This is a genomic window from Avibacterium volantium, from assembly GCF_049366555.1.
GTDB classification, from domain to species: domain Bacteria; phylum Pseudomonadota; class Gammaproteobacteria; order Enterobacterales; family Pasteurellaceae; genus Avibacterium; species Avibacterium volantium_A.
Genome location: NZ_JBMMGT010000007.1, coordinates 11,520 through 31,319, shown reverse-complemented (window position 1 = coordinate 31,319; position 19,800 = coordinate 11,520). Strand labels below are relative to the sequence as shown.

General features: G+C 42.3%; 17 protein-coding genes. 6 read left to right on the top strand and 11 right to left on the bottom strand.

Going from position 1 to position 19,800, the window contains the following annotated elements; genetic code table 11:
• Nucleotides 1-16 precede the first annotated feature (16 nt).
• The gene (locus ACLS0A_RS03230; protein ID WP_416082408.1) at nucleotides 17-1,420 is read right to left on the bottom strand and encodes a YcjX family protein; all 1,404 of its coding nucleotides are present in this window, start codon (nucleotides 1,418-1,420) and stop codon (nucleotides 17-19) included.
• 65 nt (nucleotides 1,421-1,485) lie between these two features.
• Between ACLS0A_RS03230 and ACLS0A_RS03225 the strand changes: the two genes are divergently transcribed.
• The 5 genes from ACLS0A_RS03225 to ACLS0A_RS03205 are packed head-to-tail and all read left to right on the top strand — an operon-like array spanning nucleotide 1,486 to nucleotide 6,899.
• Nucleotides 1,486-3,183 carry an ABC transporter substrate-binding protein gene (locus tag ACLS0A_RS03225; RefSeq protein WP_416082409.1) on the top strand — a complete coding sequence of 566 codons (1,698 nt, stop codon included), beginning with the start codon at nucleotides 1,486-1,488 and terminating at the stop codon, nucleotides 3,181-3,183.
• Nucleotides 3,180-4,145: an ABC transporter permease gene (locus ACLS0A_RS03220; protein ID WP_416082410.1), complete on the top strand. Its 966-nt coding sequence runs from the start codon at nucleotides 3,180-3,182 to the stop codon at nucleotides 4,143-4,145. Before ACLS0A_RS03225 ends, ACLS0A_RS03220 begins: the two co-directional genes overlap by 4 nt.
• Nucleotides 4,135-5,022, top strand: coding sequence for an ABC transporter permease subunit (locus ACLS0A_RS03215; protein ID WP_416082411.1), 888 nt, complete (start codon nucleotides 4,135-4,137; stop codon nucleotides 5,020-5,022). The genes ACLS0A_RS03220 and ACLS0A_RS03215 overlap by 11 nt, the downstream gene beginning before the upstream one ends.
• An 8-nt stretch (nucleotides 5,023-5,030) precedes the next feature.
• Nucleotides 5,031-6,089: an oligopeptide/dipeptide ABC transporter ATP-binding protein gene (locus ACLS0A_RS03210; RefSeq protein ID WP_416082412.1), complete on the top strand. Its 1,059-nt coding sequence runs from the start codon at nucleotides 5,031-5,033 to the stop codon at nucleotides 6,087-6,089.
• A 9-nt stretch (nucleotides 6,090-6,098) separates the two neighbouring features.
• Nucleotides 6,099-6,899 (top strand): ATP-binding cassette domain-containing protein, encoded by an 801-nt coding sequence (locus ACLS0A_RS03205; protein WP_416082413.1) that lies wholly within the window; start codon nucleotides 6,099-6,101, stop codon nucleotides 6,897-6,899.
• Nucleotides 6,900-7,057: 158 nt separating this feature from the next.
• On the opposite strand, the gene miaB is transcribed toward ACLS0A_RS03205, so the two are convergent.
• Nucleotides 7,058-8,482 (bottom strand): tRNA (N6-isopentenyl adenosine(37)-C2)-methylthiotransferase MiaB, encoded by a 1,425-nt coding sequence (gene miaB / locus ACLS0A_RS03200; RefSeq protein ID WP_416082414.1) that lies wholly within the window; start codon nucleotides 8,480-8,482, stop codon nucleotides 7,058-7,060.
• Nucleotides 8,483-8,678: 196 nt separating this feature from the next.
• Here miaB and ACLS0A_RS03195 point away from each other — a divergent pair, with 196 nt between their 5' ends.
• Nucleotides 8,679-9,851 carry an FAD-dependent monooxygenase gene (locus ACLS0A_RS03195; RefSeq protein WP_416082415.1) on the top strand — a complete coding sequence of 391 codons (1,173 nt, stop codon included), beginning with the start codon at nucleotides 8,679-8,681 and terminating at the stop codon, nucleotides 9,849-9,851.
• 71 nt (nucleotides 9,852-9,922) lie between these two features.
• Here ACLS0A_RS03195 and cpdA read toward each other — a convergent pair whose 3' ends face one another.
• From cpdA to thrA, 9 genes are all read right to left on the bottom strand, one after another.
• A complete protein-coding gene (cpdA, locus tag ACLS0A_RS03190) occupies nucleotides 9,923-10,753 on the bottom strand; it encodes a 3',5'-cyclic-AMP phosphodiesterase (RefSeq protein ID WP_416080322.1) in 831 nt (276 codons plus the stop codon).
• Between the two features lie 141 nt (nucleotides 10,754-10,894).
• The gene (gene nudF / locus ACLS0A_RS03185) at nucleotides 10,895-11,524 is read right to left on the bottom strand and encodes an ADP-ribose diphosphatase (protein WP_103855564.1); all 630 of its coding nucleotides are present in this window, start codon (nucleotides 11,522-11,524) and stop codon (nucleotides 10,895-10,897) included.
• 118 nt (nucleotides 11,525-11,642) lie between these two features.
• Nucleotides 11,643-12,050, bottom strand: coding sequence for a phosphate-starvation-inducible protein PsiE (psiE, locus tag ACLS0A_RS03180; RefSeq protein WP_103852741.1), 408 nt, complete (start codon nucleotides 12,048-12,050; stop codon nucleotides 11,643-11,645).
• 26 nt (nucleotides 12,051-12,076) lie between these two features.
• On the bottom strand, nucleotides 12,077-12,763 hold the full coding sequence (locus tag ACLS0A_RS03175; RefSeq protein ID WP_416082416.1) for a M15 family metallopeptidase: 687 nt from the start codon (nucleotides 12,761-12,763) through the stop codon (nucleotides 12,077-12,079).
• Nucleotides 12,760-13,902: a succinyl-diaminopimelate desuccinylase gene (gene dapE / locus ACLS0A_RS03170; protein ID WP_416082417.1), complete on the bottom strand. Its 1,143-nt coding sequence runs from the start codon at nucleotides 13,900-13,902 to the stop codon at nucleotides 12,760-12,762. Before dapE ends, ACLS0A_RS03175 begins: the two co-directional genes overlap by 4 nt.
• 13 nt (nucleotides 13,903-13,915) lie before the next feature.
• Nucleotides 13,916-14,263: an ArsC family reductase gene (locus ACLS0A_RS03165; protein WP_416082418.1), complete on the bottom strand. Its 348-nt coding sequence runs from the start codon at nucleotides 14,261-14,263 to the stop codon at nucleotides 13,916-13,918.
• 176 nt (nucleotides 14,264-14,439) lie between these two features.
• Complete coding sequence (gene thrC / locus ACLS0A_RS03160) at nucleotides 14,440-15,714, bottom strand: threonine synthase (protein WP_416082419.1); 1,275 nt, start codon at nucleotides 15,712-15,714, stop codon at nucleotides 14,440-14,442.
• Between the two features lie 405 nt (nucleotides 15,715-16,119).
• On the bottom strand, nucleotides 16,120-17,064 hold the full coding sequence (gene thrB, locus ACLS0A_RS03155) for a homoserine kinase (protein ID WP_416082420.1): 945 nt from the start codon (nucleotides 17,062-17,064) through the stop codon (nucleotides 16,120-16,122).
• Nucleotides 17,065-17,073: 9 nt separating this feature from the next.
• On the bottom strand, nucleotides 17,074-19,521 hold the full coding sequence (gene thrA / locus ACLS0A_RS03150; RefSeq protein ID WP_416082421.1) for a bifunctional aspartate kinase/homoserine dehydrogenase I: 2,448 nt from the start codon (nucleotides 19,519-19,521) through the stop codon (nucleotides 17,074-17,076).
• Between the last annotated feature and the right edge of the window lie 279 nt (nucleotides 19,522-19,800).

Here is a 19,800-nt window from a genome sequence, read left to right as displayed (position 1 = left end):
GACCAATGCTGTGCGATCAATCTAGTTTATCCGCGAGTAAAAATTGCAGTACGGCGTCCATTCGTAAATGGGGAATAGGGTTGCCTTGTTCAAGGGGCTGGGGTTCAAATTGATCAAATTCAAAATGTTGAGTTTGCCAAAATTGCGCATTCGGTAAGCGGTTTGGCACTTCCCCTGGATAAAGGGTGATTTTTTGCTGATCTTTTTGTCGAACGCCTTGGATCGCAGGATAAAACTTGCCATTTTGATTTACCGTAACCTGTTGTGTGGCGCGAATGGCCGCAATGGCGCTGTATGCCGTTTCAATGCCTTCATATTCCACATAACGCCCACCTTCTTGCACAAGCTGACGTAGCAGGCTGACCAAATTATGGCGTTGATCTTTAGTAATGTGATCCGCTTTGGTAGCAAGGAACATTAATTTATCAATTTTTGGTGAAAATAAGCGGTTAAGCAAGGTGCGTTTGCCATAATGAAAGCTCTTAAATAAGGCTTGCAAGCCTTCTTGCATATCCAAAAACGCACGTTGGCTATGATTAAGCGGCGTAAGACAATCTGCCAAGATCACTTGGCGATCAAAGGTGGAAAAATAATCGCGATAAAAACCTTTGACGATATGTTGGCAATAATAATCGTAACGCTTTGTTAAAAAAGCAAAATAGCTATTACTATCGGCTTTTTTCAAGGCTTGCCATTGTTCTGCATTAAGATGAACCAAGGGGAAAAATTGCACCGCTGGCGAGCCTTCCAGCTCTCCCATTAAAACAAAACGCCCTGGTTGAATAAAGTGCAAGCCCTGCGCTTTACAAGCAAGTAAGTATTCCGTGTAATCCTTCGCCAGCTGCGCCAGCACTTCTTCATCGGCTTTCGCAAATAAGTCGATTTTCTCGAGTTTTTCGCGCCATTTTTGCGCTAACTCAAGACGTTGCCCTTGCATAAGCTGATGCTGTTGTTCGCTCCATTGTGGAAAATCTAATTCGAGCAAGGGTAAATCTAGTAGCCATTCCCCCGGATAATCAAAAATATCAAGATAAAGGGTGCTAGTTTCTTTTAAATGACGCCATAAGCCACGCTGTTGGTAACGAATGGCCAAGCGCGTTTCACTCACACCACGGGTGGAATCAGGCCAGCGCGGTGGGTCGTCCGTTAAACATTTCAAATTATTTTCATATTCAAAACGGGGAATGTGCATTGTGCGCTGTTCAATACGTTTTACGGCTAGAATCCGCTTATCGCGCGCTGCATCAAATAAGGGCAAATGAACGTTATCCACTGCATTAATATGCAAAAGTTGATTCACAAGGCTGGTAATAAAGGCCGTTTTGCCGCTACGACTTAACCCTGTTACAGCTAAACGTAACGTGCGGTCAAATCCGCGATCAATGAGGTTATCCAGTTCTTTTTGAATATAATCAAACATTTTATTTTTAAATTTCGCTAATATACTTTAAAATTTCATCATAATTTATCACAAATATGCCTGTTATGTTTATAAGAAAAATCGTTGTTTCTGCTATTTTGCTGAGTGCAAGCCTAATCAGTTTGCCAAGTTTTAGCGCCCCTAAAGTGCCAAAAATTCTCACGCAAAATGGGTTAATTTATTGCACGCAGGCAAACAGTTTATCCTTCAACCCGCAAACGAGCGATGCGGGAACCAGTATGAATGTGGTAACCGAGCAGATTTACAATAAATTATTTGAAATCAAGAATAACAGCGCAACCGTTGAGCCAGTGCTAGCGCAGAGTTATAGTCTGTCCGCAGACGGCAAAACCATCACCATTAATTTACGAAAAGGAATTAAATTTCACCAAACAGATTGGTTTACCCCAACGCGTAATTTTAATGCGGAAGATGTGGTATTTTCGCTCAATCGCGTGCTAGGACATAACACGGATTTGCCTACTTTAGAAACCTTAGTGGACTACAAAAATCCGCTATACCGTATTTTCCACGAGCAAGCACGCAAAGTGCGTTTTCCTTATTTTGAAAGCATTAAATTGAGCGAAAAAATTGAGTCTGTGGTTGCCACTTCGCCCTATCAAGTGCGAATCCAGCTTTTTCAGCCTGATGCGTCCATTCTTTCCCACCTTGCCAGTCAATATGCAATTATTTTCTCGCAAGAATATGCTTTGCAGCTTAACGCTGATGACAACCTTTCTCAGCTAGACACCTTGCCGGTGGGAACGGGCCCTTATAAAGTACAAAATTTCGTGCGAAATCAATATGTTCGCTTAGCAAGGAATGAAGATTATTGGCGTAAAAAAGGGAAAATTGAGCATATTATTATTGATCTTTCCACAGATAGAACAGGGCGTTTGATTAAATTCTTAAATGGCGAATGTCAGATCACCTCTAGCCCTGATGTGAGCCAACTGGGAATTTTAAAACAGTTTGATGAGCGCTATTATTTGAAGTCCACTGAAGGAATGAATTTATCCTATTTAGCATTTAATTTCCTAAAACCTACGATGAAAGATCTGGATCTGCGCCGAGCCATCTCGCAAGGTATTGATCGGGAACGCATTATTCATCGGATTTATCATAATACGGCAAGTGTAGCGAATAATATTATTCCTAATATTTCTTGGGCGGCAACGGTGAACACGCCTGATTTTGCCTATGATTACAACCCGACAGCCGCCAAAGCCTTTTTACAAGATAAGCAACTCAAACTCACAATGTGGGTGCTAAACGAAGAACAGGTGTATAACCCTTCGCCAATCAAAATGGCAGAACTAATCAAATGGGATTTGGCACAAGTGGGCGTGGAATTAGCCATTCGCCCTGTAACTCGCACTTATTTAATTGAGCAGCTGCGAAATGGCTCGGAAGATTACGATTTGATTCTCACTGGCTGGCTTGCGGGGAATTTAGATCCCGATAGCTTTATGCGCCCGATTTTAAGCTGCGGCACGGTCAATGATATTACTAATCTTTCCAACTGGTGCTATGCGCCTTTTGAAGATGCAATGAACCGTGCTTTAAATACCACGCATTTACGTTCACGCGCCAATTATTATAATATTGCGCAAGAAATTATTTTGTCAGAATTACCCATTATTCCTGTGGCCAACGTAAAACGAATGTTAATTGCAAATTCACGGGTGAAAGGATTGGAACTTGCGCCTTTTGGCAGCATTAACTTTACTACGCTATCCTATCAACAAGGAGAGAAAAAATGATTTTGTCGTTTTTCAGACATCTTATCTTGTTGGTGATCACCTTAGTAATTCTTTCTATCATTAGCTATGCGGTGCTAATGCGCGATCCGCTCAATGAAGTGTTGGCAACGCCACATTTTTATTCGGGCTATTTTTTCTATGTGAAAAATTTACTCAATGGGGATTTAGGGATTAGCTATAACGGTGGTGATTCCCTAAGTGATTTAATTCTCACCGTGCTACCGCCTACCCTTGAACTTTGCTTTACCGCCATTTTACTGGCGTTGCTCTTTGGCATTCCTTTAGGGCTAATTGGAGCGATTTATCGTAAAAAATTCTTCGGAAAAACCATCCGCACTTTGTCTGTCATAGGGCTTTCTCTGCCCGTGTTCTGGCTTGCGCCTCTACTGCTTTATGCGGCTGCTATTTATGGCTGGGAAATTGCAGCTATTGGGCAATATAATTTGCTTTATGAAATTCAGCCTATCACTGGGTTTCCTATTATTGACGTCTGGTTTATTGATACCCCTTATCGTATTAAAGTGATCCAAAATGTGCTGCAACACCTGATTTTACCGACTTTAGTGCTGACCATTTGGCCAACAATGGAAATTATCCGTATCGTACAAGAACGTGCTGCCTATTTGTTTGAACAGCCTTACATCAAAATATCAATGACAAGAGGCTGGTCAATGTGCAAGATTTTGCGTACCCATATTTTACGCAATACCTTGCCATTGTTAGTGCCGCAAATGACGCGATTGTTCACTCTTGTGATTGCGCAATGTATGTTGGTTGAAGGCACGTTTGGCTGGTCTGGCATTGGTCGTTGGCTGATTAATGCCGTTGCCCAACAAGACTACAACAGTATTTCCGCAGGCATTATCGTGATTGGATTATGTATTATTGTGGTGAATTTATTGGTAGAAACACTCACCTTTGTGTTAGATCCGTTAAATAAGAAAGGTTGGTATGCAAGATAAAGATCCGGCAGAATTTCGCCACACAGCAACATTAACCACCATTTGGAAATTATTTCGCCAAGATAAAGTGGCGCTTGCCAGTTTTTATCTATTTTTGTTGTTTATTTTGACCGCACTTTTTAGTAGATTTATTGCCCCTTATCCAGCTGAAACGCAATTTATCGGTTTTGAGTTAATGCCCCCATCTTGGGTGAATGGCGGAAAAATTGCCTATTTCTTTGGCACGGACGACATTGGACGTGATGTGCTAAGCCGATTAATTACAGGAACAACCTACACCTTAGGCTCAGCCTTAATTGTAGTGATTTTCACCGCAATTTTAGGTGGCATTATGGGCGTTTGGGCTGGAATGTCGCAAGGGATTAAATCACGTATACTTGGGCATTTTCTTGATGCTTTCCTTTCCACGCCCATTTTGTTGATTGCCATTATTATTGCTACCTTAATGCAGCCTAGCCTGATTAACGCAATGCTTGCCATTACCTTGGCCTTATTGCCACACTTTATTCACGAGATTTACCAAGCCATTCAAAAAGAGCTGAAAAAAGAATACATTTTAATGCTCCGTCTTGAAGGGGCATCAAATTGGATTTTGTTAAAAGACGCCATTTTCCCCAATATTTGGGTGAAATATATCCAAGAAATCACCCGCGCTTTTACCATCGCCATTTTGGATATTAGTGCATTAAGCTTTATTTCTCTCGGTGCGCAAAGCCCAATGCCTGAATGGGGCGTGATGATTAAAGATTCTCTCGAACTGATTTACCTTGCACCTTGGACGGTAATCCTACCGGGGCTTGCCATTATGACGGTGATCTTAGTCGCGCTATTACTCGGCAACGGCATTAATAAAGCCATTGAAAAATATTATGAATAGGGATTCCTATGGCACTACTTGATATTCGTAATCTTTGCATAGAAATAAAAACGCCAAATGGTCGAGTAAAAATCATCGATAACGTCAATCTCACCTTAAATGAAGGGGAAATTTGCGGTTTAGTCGGGGAATCGGGTTCAGGAAAAAGTCTGATTGCAAAAGTGATTTGTAACACCATTAAGGATTCGTGGGTTGTTACCGCCGATCGCTTTCGGTTTAATGATGTGGAACTGCTCAAACTTAGCCCACATAAAAGGCGGAAATTGGTGGGCAAAGAAATTTCAATGATCTTCCAAGAGCCGCTGACGAATTTAGATCCCAGCACAAAAATTGGTAAACAGCTGATCCAAAATATTCCCTCTTGGACATTCAAAGGCCGCTGGTGGCAATGGTTTGGCTGGAAAAAACGTCGCGCCATTGAATTATTACACCGTGTGGGAATTAAAGATCATAAAGACATAATGAACAGCTACCCCGATGAAATCACCGAGGGGGAAGGGCAAAAAGTGATGATCGCCGCTGCCGTTGCCAATCAGCCACGCTTATTAATTGCTGATGAGCCGACCAACGCGTTAGAATCCATCACTAAGGTGCAAATTTTCCGCCTGCTGTTGAGTATGAACCAAAACCAAGGCACATCTATCTTGCTAGCCAGCAATGATATTAATAGTATCCGTGAATGGTGCGACAGTTTCAGTGTGCTTTATTGCGGGCAAAATTCGGAATCTGGGCCGAAAGAAAGTGTACTCAGCACACCACATCACCCTTACACCAATGCACTGCTACATTCTATTCCTGATTTTAAACAGCCGTTGCCGCTCAAAAGCCGTTTAGGTACATTGCGTGGAAGTGTTCCGCTGTTGGATCAGTTGCCTATTGGCTGTCGCCTTGGCCCACGTTGTCCATTTGCGCAGAAAAAATGTATTAATAAACCGCCAACAAGACGCATTAAACATCACGAATTTGCCTGCCATTTTCCACTGAATTTGCGTGAAAATCAGCGAAAAGAAAGAGAAGATGTCGCAACGCCACTTATCATTAATACGGATGAAAATAACGAAGAATAGGAAAAGCGAATGAGTGCCTTATTAAAAATTGAAAATTTATCCAAATCCTTTGATGATAATGTCGGCATTTTTTCATCTAGCCAGTTCGTTGCCGTGGAAAATGTCAGCTTCCAGTTAGAGCGTAAGAAAACCTTAGCGATTATTGGCAAAAATGGTTCGGGAAAATCCACTTTAGTAAAAATGATCGTGGGGATTATCGCACCAAGTGCGGGGGAAATTTTGTTTAAAAATAATCCCTTACAGTTTGGCGATTATCACTACCGTTCGCAGCATATTCGAATGGTTTTCCAAGATCCGAATAGCTCCTTCAACCCCAAACTCAATGTCGGGCAAATTTTGGATACCCCATTGCGTCTTGCCACAGATTTAACCGAAGAAGAGCGTGATGAAAAAATCTTTGCTACTCTCAAGCTCGTAGGGCTTTATCCCGATCACGCCAGCATAAAAATCAACACAATGTCAGTGAGCCAAAAACAGCGTGTTGCCCTGGCTCGTGCCTTAATCCTTGAGCCTGAAATCATCATCACCGATGATGCACTGGGGGCACTCGATGCCACAGTAAAAACCCAATTGATGAATTTAATGCTTGAAATTCAAGAAAAACTGGGCATTTCTTATATTTATGTTGGGCAACATTTGGGCATTATTAAGCATATTTCTGATGATGTGTTGGTGATGGACGAAGGCAAAATGATCGAATACGGCACAACCCGTGATGTCTTCACTCACCCACAAAATGATATTACCAAACGTTTAGTTGAAAGCCATTTTGGCCGACTACTAACAGATGAATCTTGGCAAATCAGATAACCCTTATAAAATAAAGTGCGGTGGTTTTTTGCAAAGTTTTATCATTTAAAGTGAGGTTTCTATAATTAATACATAAAAAAGCTGATTATTACAATCAGCTTTTTTATTTTAATAGGTACTAAAAGATAATGTGATCGCACCACCACATTTTAATTTAGCTAACCTTGATAATGCCCCACGCCGAGTTCATCTTCTTTGCGCGTGCGGTTAATCACTGCTTGTGGTGATTGCACCACGCGTAAGCCCATTTGATCTTCGGTGCGTACCACATCACCGCGCAATGAGTTAGTGAACACATCGGTAATTTTAATATCCACAAATTTGCCGATCATATCTGGCGTTCCCACAAAGTTTACGATACGGTTGGTTTCCGTGCGGCCGGTGAGTTCCATTAAATCTTTTTTCGATGGACCTTCCACTAACACGCGCTGTTCTGTGCCAAGCATTGCGCGACTAAATTGTGCCGCTTGGTTGTTAATGCGTTGTTGTAGCACATATAAACGCTGTTTTTTCTCATCTTCGCTCACATCATCAGGAATATCTGCCGCTGGCGTTCCCGGACGAGCAGAATAGATGAAGCTAAAGCTCATATCGAAATTCACTTGTGCGATCAGGTTCATCGTATCTTCAAAATCTTGATCCGTTTCCCCTGGGAAGCCAACGATAAAATCAGAGCTGATTTGAATATCAGGGCGCACTTTGCGTAATTTGCGAATAATGGATTTATATTCCAACGCTGTATGGCCGCGCTTCATTAAATTCAAAATACGATCCGAGCCACTTTGCACTGGCAAGTGTAAGAAACTGACTAATTCTGGTGTGTCCGCATACACATCAATAATATCGTCAGTAAATTCAATTGGATGGCTCGTGGTGAAACGCACGCGATCAATGCCATCAATCGCCGCTACTAAACGCAATAATTCAGAGAAAGAACAAATGCCACCATCGTGCGTTGGGCCGCGATAAGCATTCACGTTTTGCCCTAATAAATTCACTTCACGCACGCCTTGTTCTGCCAGCTGTGCGATTTCAAATAGCACGTCATCAAGGGGACGGCTCACTTCTTCGCCACGAGTGTAAGGCACTACGCAGAAAGTACAATATTTATTACAGCCTTCCATAATTGATACGAACGCCGTTGGGCCTTCAGCGCGCGGTTCTGGCAGGCGGTCAAATTTCTCAATTTCAGGGAAACTCACGTCCACCACAGAACTTTTACCGCCACGGATTTGGTTAATCATTTCAGGCAAGCGGTGTAAGGTTTGTGGCCCGAAAACAATATCCACATAAGGCGCACGGCTACGAATATGCTCACCCTCTTGTGATGCCACACAACCGCCCACACCGATCACTAAACTGGGATTGGTTTTCTTTAATTCTTTCCAACGCCCTAATTGATGGAACACTTTTTCTTGCGCTTTTTCACGAATAGAGCAAGTGTTCAACAACAACACGTCCGCTTCTTCTGGAATATCCGTTAATTCCAAGCCGTGTGTGCTGTTTAATAAATCTGCCATTTTTGAGCTGTCATACTCGTTCATTTGGCAGCCCCACGTTTTAATATGTAATTTTTGCGTCATAATTTGCTTTAAATCGTTTAACCTGTAAAAATCGACTGGCTATTTTACCGACTTGTGCTGGTGGTGGCTAGTTAAAATAATCTTTTCTTTTGAATTTTACTCATAAAAGGTAAACTAACAGGCAGTGAAAAATGCAAGTGCGGTATAAAAATTAGCAAAAAAATCACCGCACTTTTCGGATAAAAAAGAGGCAAAAATGAATACGCAACGCGATGTAATTATTGTTGGCGGCGGAATGGTTGGTGCGGCTTGTGCCGTAGGGTTGGGGCAATTAGGGCTAAACGTGCAAGTGATTGAAGGCGCGCCATTACCCACTTTTCAGGAAAATTCCCCTTATGATTTGCGCATTTCCGCCATTAGCCTTGCTTCTGTCCAATTACTGCAACAATTACAAAGTTGGAAATATATCGAACAAATGCGCATTTGCCCCTATCGCGCCTTAGAAACTTGGGAAATTGACGGCTTTTCCACTTATTTTCATTGCGAAGAATTAGATCATTCCGAACTGGGTTATATGGTGGAAAACAACGTGATTCAACTTGGCTTATGGCAAGCCTTTTCCCAGCTTGAAAACGTGCAAAGTAGCTTGCAGGCTAAAGTGGAACGGGCTGAAAAGTGCGGTGAAAATTGGCAGATTTTTTTAACCAATGGTGAACAATATTCCGCCCCTTTAGTGATTGCCGCAGACGGTGCAAATTCGCAACTGCGCCAAATTGCCGGCATTGGCGTAACGGGCTGGCAATATCGCCAAGATTGTTTATTAATTTTGGTGGACACCGAATTACCACAACAAGACATCACTTGGCAGCAATTTTTCCCTTCTGGCCCAAGAGCTTTTTTACCCCTTGAAGGGCAACAGGCTTGCCTTGTGTGGTATGACAGCGCAGAAAAAATCACTCAACTGAAACAATTATCCAAAGAAAAATTAGCCCACACTATTGAGCAATCTTTCCCTGCAAGATTAGGTCAAGTTAAGGTGCAAAAAGCAGGCAGTTTTGCCCTCACCCGCCGCCACGCTCAGCAATATTATCATCAAGGCATTGTGCTAGTGGGCGATGCCGCTCACACGATTAATCCATTGGCTGGGCAAGGGGTAAATTTAGGCTTTAAAGATGTGAAAGCGCTGTTACAAGTGATGGAAAGTGCGGTGCAAAATCAGCAAGATTTTGCTTCTGATGAGGTGCTAAAAAAATACCAAGCCTTGCGCCAAAAAGACAATTTACTAATGCAATCGGCGATGGATTTATTCTACAAAGGCTTTAAAACAGAATTGTTGCCACTCAAAATCGCCCGCAATGCCGCCCTTTTCTTAGCCTCCAAAGCGACACCATTGAAAAAACAGGCATTGAAGTATGCGTTGGGGTTATAGTAAGTAAGGAGCAAGTAACTATAAAAATGCGGTGAAAAATCACCGCACTTAATTATTTGCTCTTTCCTCAGCTAATAGCCCTCCCCGAGCATATTCGGTAGAAATGTAGCTTGCTGGATACGTTTCACTCGGGTTTCAATGCGTCCATCATTGTAAAGCTCAATTTCACGCCAACCAGGTTGTAATGTGTCCAAGGCAAAGCTGTTGCTATCAGGTTTAAATTGAATGCAGGTGGACGGCGTTGCCATCACTTTGTAGCCCTTCCATTCGCTATCCACAGCTTGGTGGATATGTCCATATAAAATGCCTTTCACATTGTTAAATGGTGATAAGGCATAGGCTAAATCTAATGCATTGCGTAAATTATGCTGATCTAGCCAAGCAGAGTTCGTAGATAAGATATGGTGATGCAACACCACCAAAGAATAGCGCTCAGGATAATCTTTCAGTTTAGATAACAGCCAATCAATCTGATATTGTCCGAGCTGTCCGTGAGGCACGCCAAAAACTTGGCTATCAAGCATTAAAATCTGCCAGTGTTCACCAATTAAAAGATGTTTAAGCGGATTAATGTTGCCGTTATTATGATTAAGAATATCAAACATCTTAGGTTGAAAATCGTGATTTCCGGGGATCCAAAACACCATTTTCTCTAAGCACTGCACTGTTTCGCAAAAACGTAAATACCCTTCACTGCTACTGTCTTGCACCAAGTCCCCTGTGGCAAGAACCAACTCATAATCAAAATCACTTTGTTTAATTTCACTTAAAACTTGGTTGAAGCTGGCTTGGGTGTTGATACCAAGCAATTCACCGTTTTCGTCCTTAAACAAATGAGGATCTGTAATCTGCACCAAACGTACAACGTCATTGTCCGTTGGATATGTATAAGTATTGACCAAAGTACGCTCTCCTCCTGTTATATTTATTATTAATTTTTGTTATACGTTACGAATTTGAAAAAAAATTGCATTAGGTAAATCTAAAAAATGCTAGCGGGATCAAAGTTTACGCCAAATTTTCTATTAAAAATTCGATCCAGTTCACATTTTTGACCATTCTTTTTGTAAAGAAAGGTAATTTAATTGTAGCCACAGCAAACCTGTTACCGCTAAGCCATTATCAATCTTGCCATTGCAAACCCATTCGTAAGCAGTTTGACGCGGGATAACGTGAACGCGAATGTCTTCATTTTCATCGGCCAAGCCGTGAATACCCTGTGCTTTTTGGCTATCTACTTTACCGACAAATAAATGAATGCGTTCCACAATGCCCCCAGGGCTATCCCAAAAGCTCATCACTTCACGCAAATGTTCTACTTGCACACCTGCTTCCTCTTGGCTTTCACGCTGCGCCACTTCATCGGGCTGCTCGCCTTCTTCCACCATACCTGCGATCAGTTCTAACAACCAAGGGGATTGGCTGAGCTGTGGGTTATAAGCACCGATGCGCACCTGTTCTACCATCACCACGCTGTCGGCATCAGGATCATAAGCCACCACCACAGAAGCTGCGCCTTTCACCAGCAATTCACGGGTTACTACACCGCTTTCACCGCCAGCAAACAGCTTATGTTTAAAATAAACTTTCTTTAAATTAAAAAAACCGTTATAAAGCGGTTCTTCCTTGATAATTTCAATATCCTGTTGGGTAAACTGCTGTAAGTCGGACATCATTTTTCCTCGCATAAAATTTTGCTAAGAATACGCCAGTTTTTTACAAAAAAAAATGTAATTTTTCTGATCTTTGTTGAAAACTTTGACCTTGTTCACAAAACCTGTGAAAAATCGGCTAACTTTTCTTCAGGCGATCTGAGCTAACCAAGAATAGCGCAATCACCATTAGCAAAATCGATCCAGAAAAGAGCAAAGTATTTACTGGGCTAGAATGATCCACAATGATTAAGCGCACCATTGCGGTGATCCCGATATATAAAAAATAACGCAATGGAAAGTGATAATCGGTTTTGAAGTATTTCACAATCAAGGCTAAAAACTCAAAATAAAGGAAATACACCACAATTTTTTCCACCAACAAATAAGAAGCTTCTTTTGATTGCTCAAATAAGACAAGGGCTAAAGCATAGGTTTCTTTCGCCAGAAAGACCACCAAAATTAAGGCGAGAATGAGTAAGGAAACATTCAAAATCCACTGCAAAAAGGACGAGATCCCCTGTGGGAAAAAATGTTTTTCATTCATTTTAGTTTTCCTTATTAAATAAAAAATTAGATAAAAAATCGCTCGAAAATTTCAGGTAATTGCTTGATTAATGTTGCCTTGCCAGCCACTTCTTGGTCTTGCCAAGATTGCACTAAAATCTCAGGGTTGAAATACGTGCGAGCCTGCTCTGCCATTGGCAAATAGCTGATATGCCAAGGCTCATAACCAATCTCTACTCTCGCTGGCATTTGCGAAAAAGGAAAGGCAAAATCAAATTTCGCCACATTTTCTTGCAGCCACGCGCTGAGTTCAGCAAAATAACCGCCTTGCGTATATTCCCAAGGCTCAAGTTGTAATTTTTGATCTGTGGGCAATAAATCAGGATCAAAAATATCCACTTCCGTTCCCCAATGATGACGGCTGCCCCCCGGTAAGGCTGACCAACGTAAAATGGCTTGGCATTTTTCCCAATCAGAACAACAGGATAAATCAAGCGCTTGTCCTTCATCATTATGCACTTTACGCTTGCCAGCAAATTTATCATTCCAGATCATTTGCTGACGTTGGAAATCACGAAAGCTACTCGCAGGCTGTAAATTAAAGCCATTTTTCACCGCACTTTGTTGCAAGCCTTGAAACGCTTTTAACGCATTGGCTTCAAGAAAATGCTGATGAGAAAAAGGGCAAGGCAACGCCACTAAATGCTCACGGGATTTTCCCGTCAGTGTCGCTGCGTTAAATGGGCTTTTCATTCGGTGTCCTTATCTAATAAATTCACGAGCATTTGCTGATACACTTCACCTAGCGTAGCCAGATCTTGGCAACTTACACACTCATTGACTTTATGGATTGTGGCATTTAACGGCCCAAGTTCCACCACTTCTGCGCCCATTAAGGCAATAAAACGTCCGTCTGACGTGCCACCACCCGTTTCAAGTGCGGGGGTAATTTTGGCAATTTTTTCAAGACTATCCACCACGGCATTCACCAGCTTACCCGGTTTTGTTAAAAATGGCTTGCCCGATAAATTCCATTCAATGCGATAATCAAGCTGATGTTTTTTCAGCATTTGTTCTACGGTTTGCTTGATTAGCTCGTCTGTTACTTCGGTGCAATAACGCAAATTAAACTGCACATAAAGCTCCCCTGGGATTACATTATTACTGCCTGTGCCAGCTTGAATATTAGCAATCTGCAAACTGGTTGGCGGGAAGAATTCATTGCCCTGATCCCATTGGTAAGTGGTTAATTCTTTTAGGAAATCAACGGATTTATGAACAGGATTATCCGCTAAATGCGGGTAAGCAACGTGGCCTTGCACGCCTTGAATATACAGATTGCCGGTAATGGAACCACGGCGACCATTTTTCACGACATCACCTAATTTTTCAGCACTTGAAGGCTCGCCAACCAAACAATAATCAATCGGCTCACCCCGTGCCATTAGGGTTTCCACCACCCGCACTGTGCCATCTTTTGCCGCAGCTTCTTCATCGGAAGTAATGAGTAAGGCAATCGTCCCTGCGTGATTTGGGTTAGCTTTCACATAATTTTCTGTCGCCACAACCATTGCTGCCAACGAGCCTTTCATATCCGCCGCACCACGGCCATACAACATATCATCGACAATCTGGGCTGAAAACGGAGGATATTGCCATTGGCTCTCATCGCCCACTGGCACAACATCAGTATGCCCAGCAAAAGCTACCACGGGGTCTATTGAGCCGTGTTTCGCCCATAAATTTAACGTATCATTAAAAGGCAACCATTCAATTTGAAAACCGAGTTTTTCTAAACGATCAGCAATCAGTTTTTGACAACCTTGATCATCAGGGCTAATCGAAGGACGTTGGATCAGCTGTTGCGCTAAGGTAACGATTGTTTCTTTCATTGCTTAACCTTTCTTACTTACCAAAAGCTTGATCGTATGTCGTGGCATCAAAGCCGATTAATGCAATATCATCTTGTAAAATAATCGGGCGTTTAATCAACGTTGGCTGCTCAAATAACACTTCAAGTGCGGTGCTTTTTGACAGATTTTTTTTCACTTCATCAGTTAAATTACGCCAAGTCGTACTGCGTTTATTGACTAAATTTTCCCACCCAAATTGGCTTTCTGCTTTTTCCAACCAAGTCTTATCCAAACCATCTACACGATAATCGTGCAAACGATGTTCAATGCCATTATCCGCCAACCATTTCAACGCTTTTTTCACCGTATCGCAATTTTTAATGCCATAAACTGTAATCATTTTTTGTCCTATGTTCTTTAATCAGCCAACGGGCGGACACACCGGCCCGCCCCTATATATTCATTATACTGATATAAAATTTATCTAAATGCTCCGTAGGGTGAGCTTCAGCCCACCAAAGGGCGAAATCTCATCAAATGGTGGGCTGAAGCCACCCTACTTCACTTCTTGCATCTTTACTTCAACAAATACGTTTTTAACGTTGCAAAATCATTATCCATTTCATCGGAAAGCAATGGCAATTTGTTGTGTTTATCCAAAGCTTCTGGCAATGGTAATTCGGTGGATAAAATTCGCTCTACGCTTTCTTTAAATTTTGCAGGGTGTGCGGTGCAAAGGAATAAACCTGTTTCCCCCGGTTGCAAATCTGCTTTTAATACACCGTAGGCAATCGCACCGTGCGGTTCGCATAAGTAGCCCTGTTCATTCATTGCACGCAATGTTTGTTCTGTCTGTTCATCATTCATTGCTGCAGAATGTAATTCTGATAATGCCCAACCGTTGCGCTTAAATAATTCTTCCACGCGCGGCCAGTTGTTCGGGCGGCTTACGTCCATTGCATTTGATAAAGTCGCAACGGTATCATTTGGTGCCCATTCGCCTGTGCTTAAATAACGTGGCACGGTATCGTTCGCATTGGTTGCGGCGATAAAACGTTTAATCGGTAAGCCCATTGTTTTTGCAATTAACCCTGCGGTGAGATTACCAAAGTTACCGCTTGGTACAGAAACCACAATATTTTCACGCTCTGCTTTTGGCAGTTGTGCTACCGCTTCAAAATAATAACAAACCTGTGCTAATAAACGGCTGATATTAATAGAGTTAGCTGAATTTAAGCCAATCGCTTGGCGAAGTTCGGCATCATCAAACGCCTGTTTAACCAAGGCTTGGCAATCATCAAAATCACCGTTAATGGCAACAGTACGGATATTTCCGCCTAGGGTGCAGAATAATTTTTCTTGTAATGGGCTGATTTTACCTTTTGGATATAAAATCACCACATCAATATTTTCTAAGCCATAGAATGCGTGTGCTACTGCTGCGCCAGTATCCCCTGATGTTGCCGTTAAAATGGTGATTTTACCATCGCCACGAACGGCAGCAAGGGCTTGTGCCATAAAGCATCCACCAAAATCTTTAAAGGCAAGAGTTGGGCCGTGGAATAATTCTAAGGCATAAATATGCTCTGCCACTTTTTCTACTGGTGCTAGGAAAGTAAAGGCATTTTTCACCAGTTGAGCCAGTTTATCCGCTGGAATTTCATCACCAATTAATGCCCCTAGGATTTTCTCGCTACGCTCAACCAAAGGTAGCTCAAGCAAGGCGTCAATGTTGTCTAAGTGCGGGATAATTTCAGGGAAAAATAGCCCTTGATCCTTGCCTAGCCCTTGGCGTACTGCTTGGGCGAAATTAACTTGTTCTTCGGGGTGTTTGATGTTGTATAAATTCATAGTTGTTCCGTTTTGGGGTTGGTTAATATTCTTTGTTTAAAGTTCTTTGGTTAAAATCTTTTATCTTTGGGGTTGATAACGGGTTTCGCTCGTTGAGCGACCTACTTTCTTTTGCTTGCTCAAAAGAAAGTAGGCAAAGAAAAAAGCACCCGATCAACCCGCTTTTTCCTCATTCCAATAAAATTTTCTTAACGAAAAGTAAGCCCATACTCGCTACGCTGCGTTCAGGCGTTACTTTTCTAAAAATTTTATCGCTATTCGGGCGGTTTGGACGGGAATTTTTAATTCCCTTTCCTATTTATTTTATTATCCGTTTTACAAACGTAGAACTTCTATTTTGTTTTGCTGATAATAATATTGCTTTTCTAGAAATCTTCTTTCCATTCTGGGAATTTATATGGGATTTTAGCCCAATTCTCTTGCACCTTGGTTATCTACTTTACAAACGTGGACGAAGCCTTCGTTGTTTTGTAGATAATGGTTTTCCAAATAGGTGGCCACTTTGCTGGCGGTGTTTAAATCTGGTGCGATGGCGAACATTGTTGGGCCTGAGCCTGAAATGCCAGAAGCTAGTGCGCCAAGATCGCGTACCGCTTGTTTTACTTCCGCGAAGTTTGGTAATAGGGCTTCGCGGTAAGGTTCTGCGATCACATCTTTCATCATATAAGCAGCGAGGGCTTCTTGCTGTGTGTGGCAAGCGTGAACGAAACTGCCTAAATGGCGACCGTGGGTAATCACATCTTGTCTGGTGTAGCTTTTCGGCAAAATGGCTCGTGCTTCTGAGGTAGAAACCTCAATTCCTGGGTAAGCTAACACCCAATACCAATTATCAAAAAATGGCAACTGTTGGCAAATATTACCAAGGGATTGTACCATTAATTGCACGCCACCTAAATAACAAGGAGCGACATTGTCATAATGGATTGAGCCAGAAATCCGCCCCTCCAATTCGCCCATCATTTCTAATAATTCCATTTTGGAAAACGGTTCATCGTGGAATTTGTTTAATGCAACTAATGCTGCCACAATGGAGCAAGCACTTGAACCAAGCCCTGAGCCAATCGGCATATTTTTTTCGAGCGTGAGGCGGAGAGGCTTCACGTTCACGCCACGCAATTTTAAGCGTTCACTGAACAGAACGTAGGCTTGATAGACGATATTTTTTTGTGGTTCTTTGGGTAATTTACGCACAAAATAACCCGCACTTTCTAATTCAAAGCCTTGGCTGATTGCCTCCACTTGCACCACGTCGCCCAGTAACGAGCCATCAATTGGGGACACAGCCGCCCCCAAGGTATCAAAACCGACGCTAATATTCGCACTGGAAGCGGGGGCATAAATTCGTAACATAGTAGCTCCTTAATGATGTAATGTTCTTAAAATATCAGCGAAAATTCCTGCCGCTGTAACGGCATTGCCTGCCCCGTAGCCACGCAATAATAATGGGATTGGCTGATAATAACGGGTGTAAAATGCTAAGGCATTTTCGCCGTTTTTCACTTTGTAAAGTGGATCATCTTGCCCCACTTCGACAATCGACACTTTGCATTTGCCGTTATCGATTTGCCCAACATAACGCAGCACTTTCCCCTCCGCTTTGGCTTTTTCTACCCGCACTTTGAACGCTTCATCAAGCTCTGGCAACATCGCCATAAACTCGCTGACTGATTTGCCCTCTGCGAAACCTTTTGGCAACACGCCCTCTACTTCTACATCGCTTAATTCGAGTTGTAATCCCACCTCACGGGCTAAAATTAACAACTTGCGTGCCACATCTTGTCCTGAAAGATCATCACGCGGATCGGGTTCAGTAAAGCCTTTTTCACGGGCTAATGCGGTAACTTCTGAAAGCGATAGTCCTTCTTCTAACTTGCCAAAAATAAAGGAAAGTGAGCCAGATAAAATGCCACTAAAGCGAATTAACTCGTCCCCTGCGGCTAATAAATTCTGCAAGTTTTCAATCACTGGCAAGCCCGCGCCTACATTGGTTTCATACAAGAATTTATGTTGGCTTTTACGCGCATTTTCACGCAATAAATTATAGTACTCAAGTTCTCTGGTGTTAGCTTTTTTATTTGGCGTAACCACGTGGAAGCCCTCGCTTAAAGCACGCGCATACAAGCCTGCAACACTTTCCGCCGAGGTGCAATCCACAAACACAGGATTAACAACGTGGTGCAATTTAATGAAAGAAAGTAGCACATCAAAATCCGATGGCTGAGTGGCGTTTTCTAAATCCTCCTGCCAGTGATCGAGATTTAACCCGTTCTCATCTAACAGCATTTTATTCGAATTTGCTATCGCACAAACTCGAATTTCAATGTCCTTCTTTGCGAGGTAATCTCGCTGATTTTTCACTTGCTCGATCAACTCACCACCAACACCGCCGACCCCAACGAGAAAAATATCCACCACTTTTTTGTTATTAAATAGGGCTTGATGTGTGGCTTTCACCGCTTCAATGGCTTTATTTTGTAGCACTACGGCAGAAATAGAACGTTCTGAAGAACCTTGTGCAATCGCCACAATGCTGATATTCGCCTGTGCTAATGCGGAGAAGAAATGGGCGGCAATCCCTTTCGCTTGACGCATTCCCTCGCCGACAACGGAAATAATAGAAAGATCTTTGATAACTTCGATGGCTTCTAAATCTTGATTTTTCAACTCCTGAGCAAATTCAGCTTCTAATGCATTTTTTGCCACTTCTGCCGCTTTCACAGGCACACAGAAGCTAATGCTATATTCTGAAGAGGATTGGGTAATCAAAATCACGGAAACGCCCGCTTTCGACATTGTAGAGAACACACGCGCCGCCATTCCCACCATACCTTGCATTCCCGGCCCCGAAACGTTAAACATCGCCAAATTATCTAAATTGGTAATGCCTTTTACTTGGAGCTGTTCTGATTGAGAATGGCTATCAATAATCGTGCCTTTCGCCTCAGGATTGCCTGTATTTTTAATTAAACAAGGAATATTCGCTTGCACCAATGGCCCGATAGTACGCGGGTGAATCACTTTCGCCCCGAAATAAGACAGCTCCATCGCTTCACGATAAGACAGGCTTGGCAATAAGCGTGCATCAGGCACAAGGCGTGGGTCACAGGTGAACACACCGTCCACATCGGTCCAAATTTCACACACAGAAGCATTTAAACAGGCAGCAAGGCACGCGGCGGAATAATCTGAACCATTACGACCGAGTAAAACAAGTTCCCCTTTCTCATTGCCCGCAGTAAAGCCCGCCATTAACACTACATTTTTCAGCGGAATGCTTGCTGCATCAATGCGTTTGGTGGATTCTTCAATATCCACCGAAGATTCTAAATAACCACCTTGTGCTAAAAGTTTTTCCACGGGATTAATCACCGTAACTTGGTAGCCACGGGCTTCAAACCAGGCTTTCATCATTGCGATAGACAACTTTTCCCCGCGACAATCAATGGTCGCTTTCACCGCGTCATCTAACACGCCTTTAGCACGAATTTCTGCTAATAATTCTGCAATTTGGGCAAATTCTGCGTCAATCACGGCTTTACAGCCTGCGAGATCAAAATTTTCATTTTCGGCATATAAGCCATTAATAATGGTATAGAAAATTTCAAGTGCTTGATTAAAATCGGTATCAGTTGGTAGGTTTTGGCTTGCTTTTTCAGAAAGGGCGACAAGATAATTGGTGATCTTAGCGGGGGCAGATAACACGCCAGCGGCTTGCTCTTCTAAATGGGCTTTTTCGATCAGCCGTGCCGCTTGTGAAAAACGTTCTGGATTTGCCAGCGAAGTGCCACCAAATTTTAATACTCGCATAGAAATTCTCCTCAGTATAAATGTTGTGAATGCAAAAAATGCTTATAAAAAAACCCGCACTTTGTAATGCGGGTTTTCTGTGATCCTGTTTTTAACGCACTAACCCGCCCCATTCATCGTAATGGTAATAATGGTGGTGGTAATAATTGCCATTGTACGTTGCATTGTTGTGATTTTCCTAACAAAAAATGATGGTGTTAGAAATACCGAAATTTTCACGCCTTGTCAAACAGAAAATGAATAATATAGAATGATTTTGTTAAAATAATGCGAAACTTC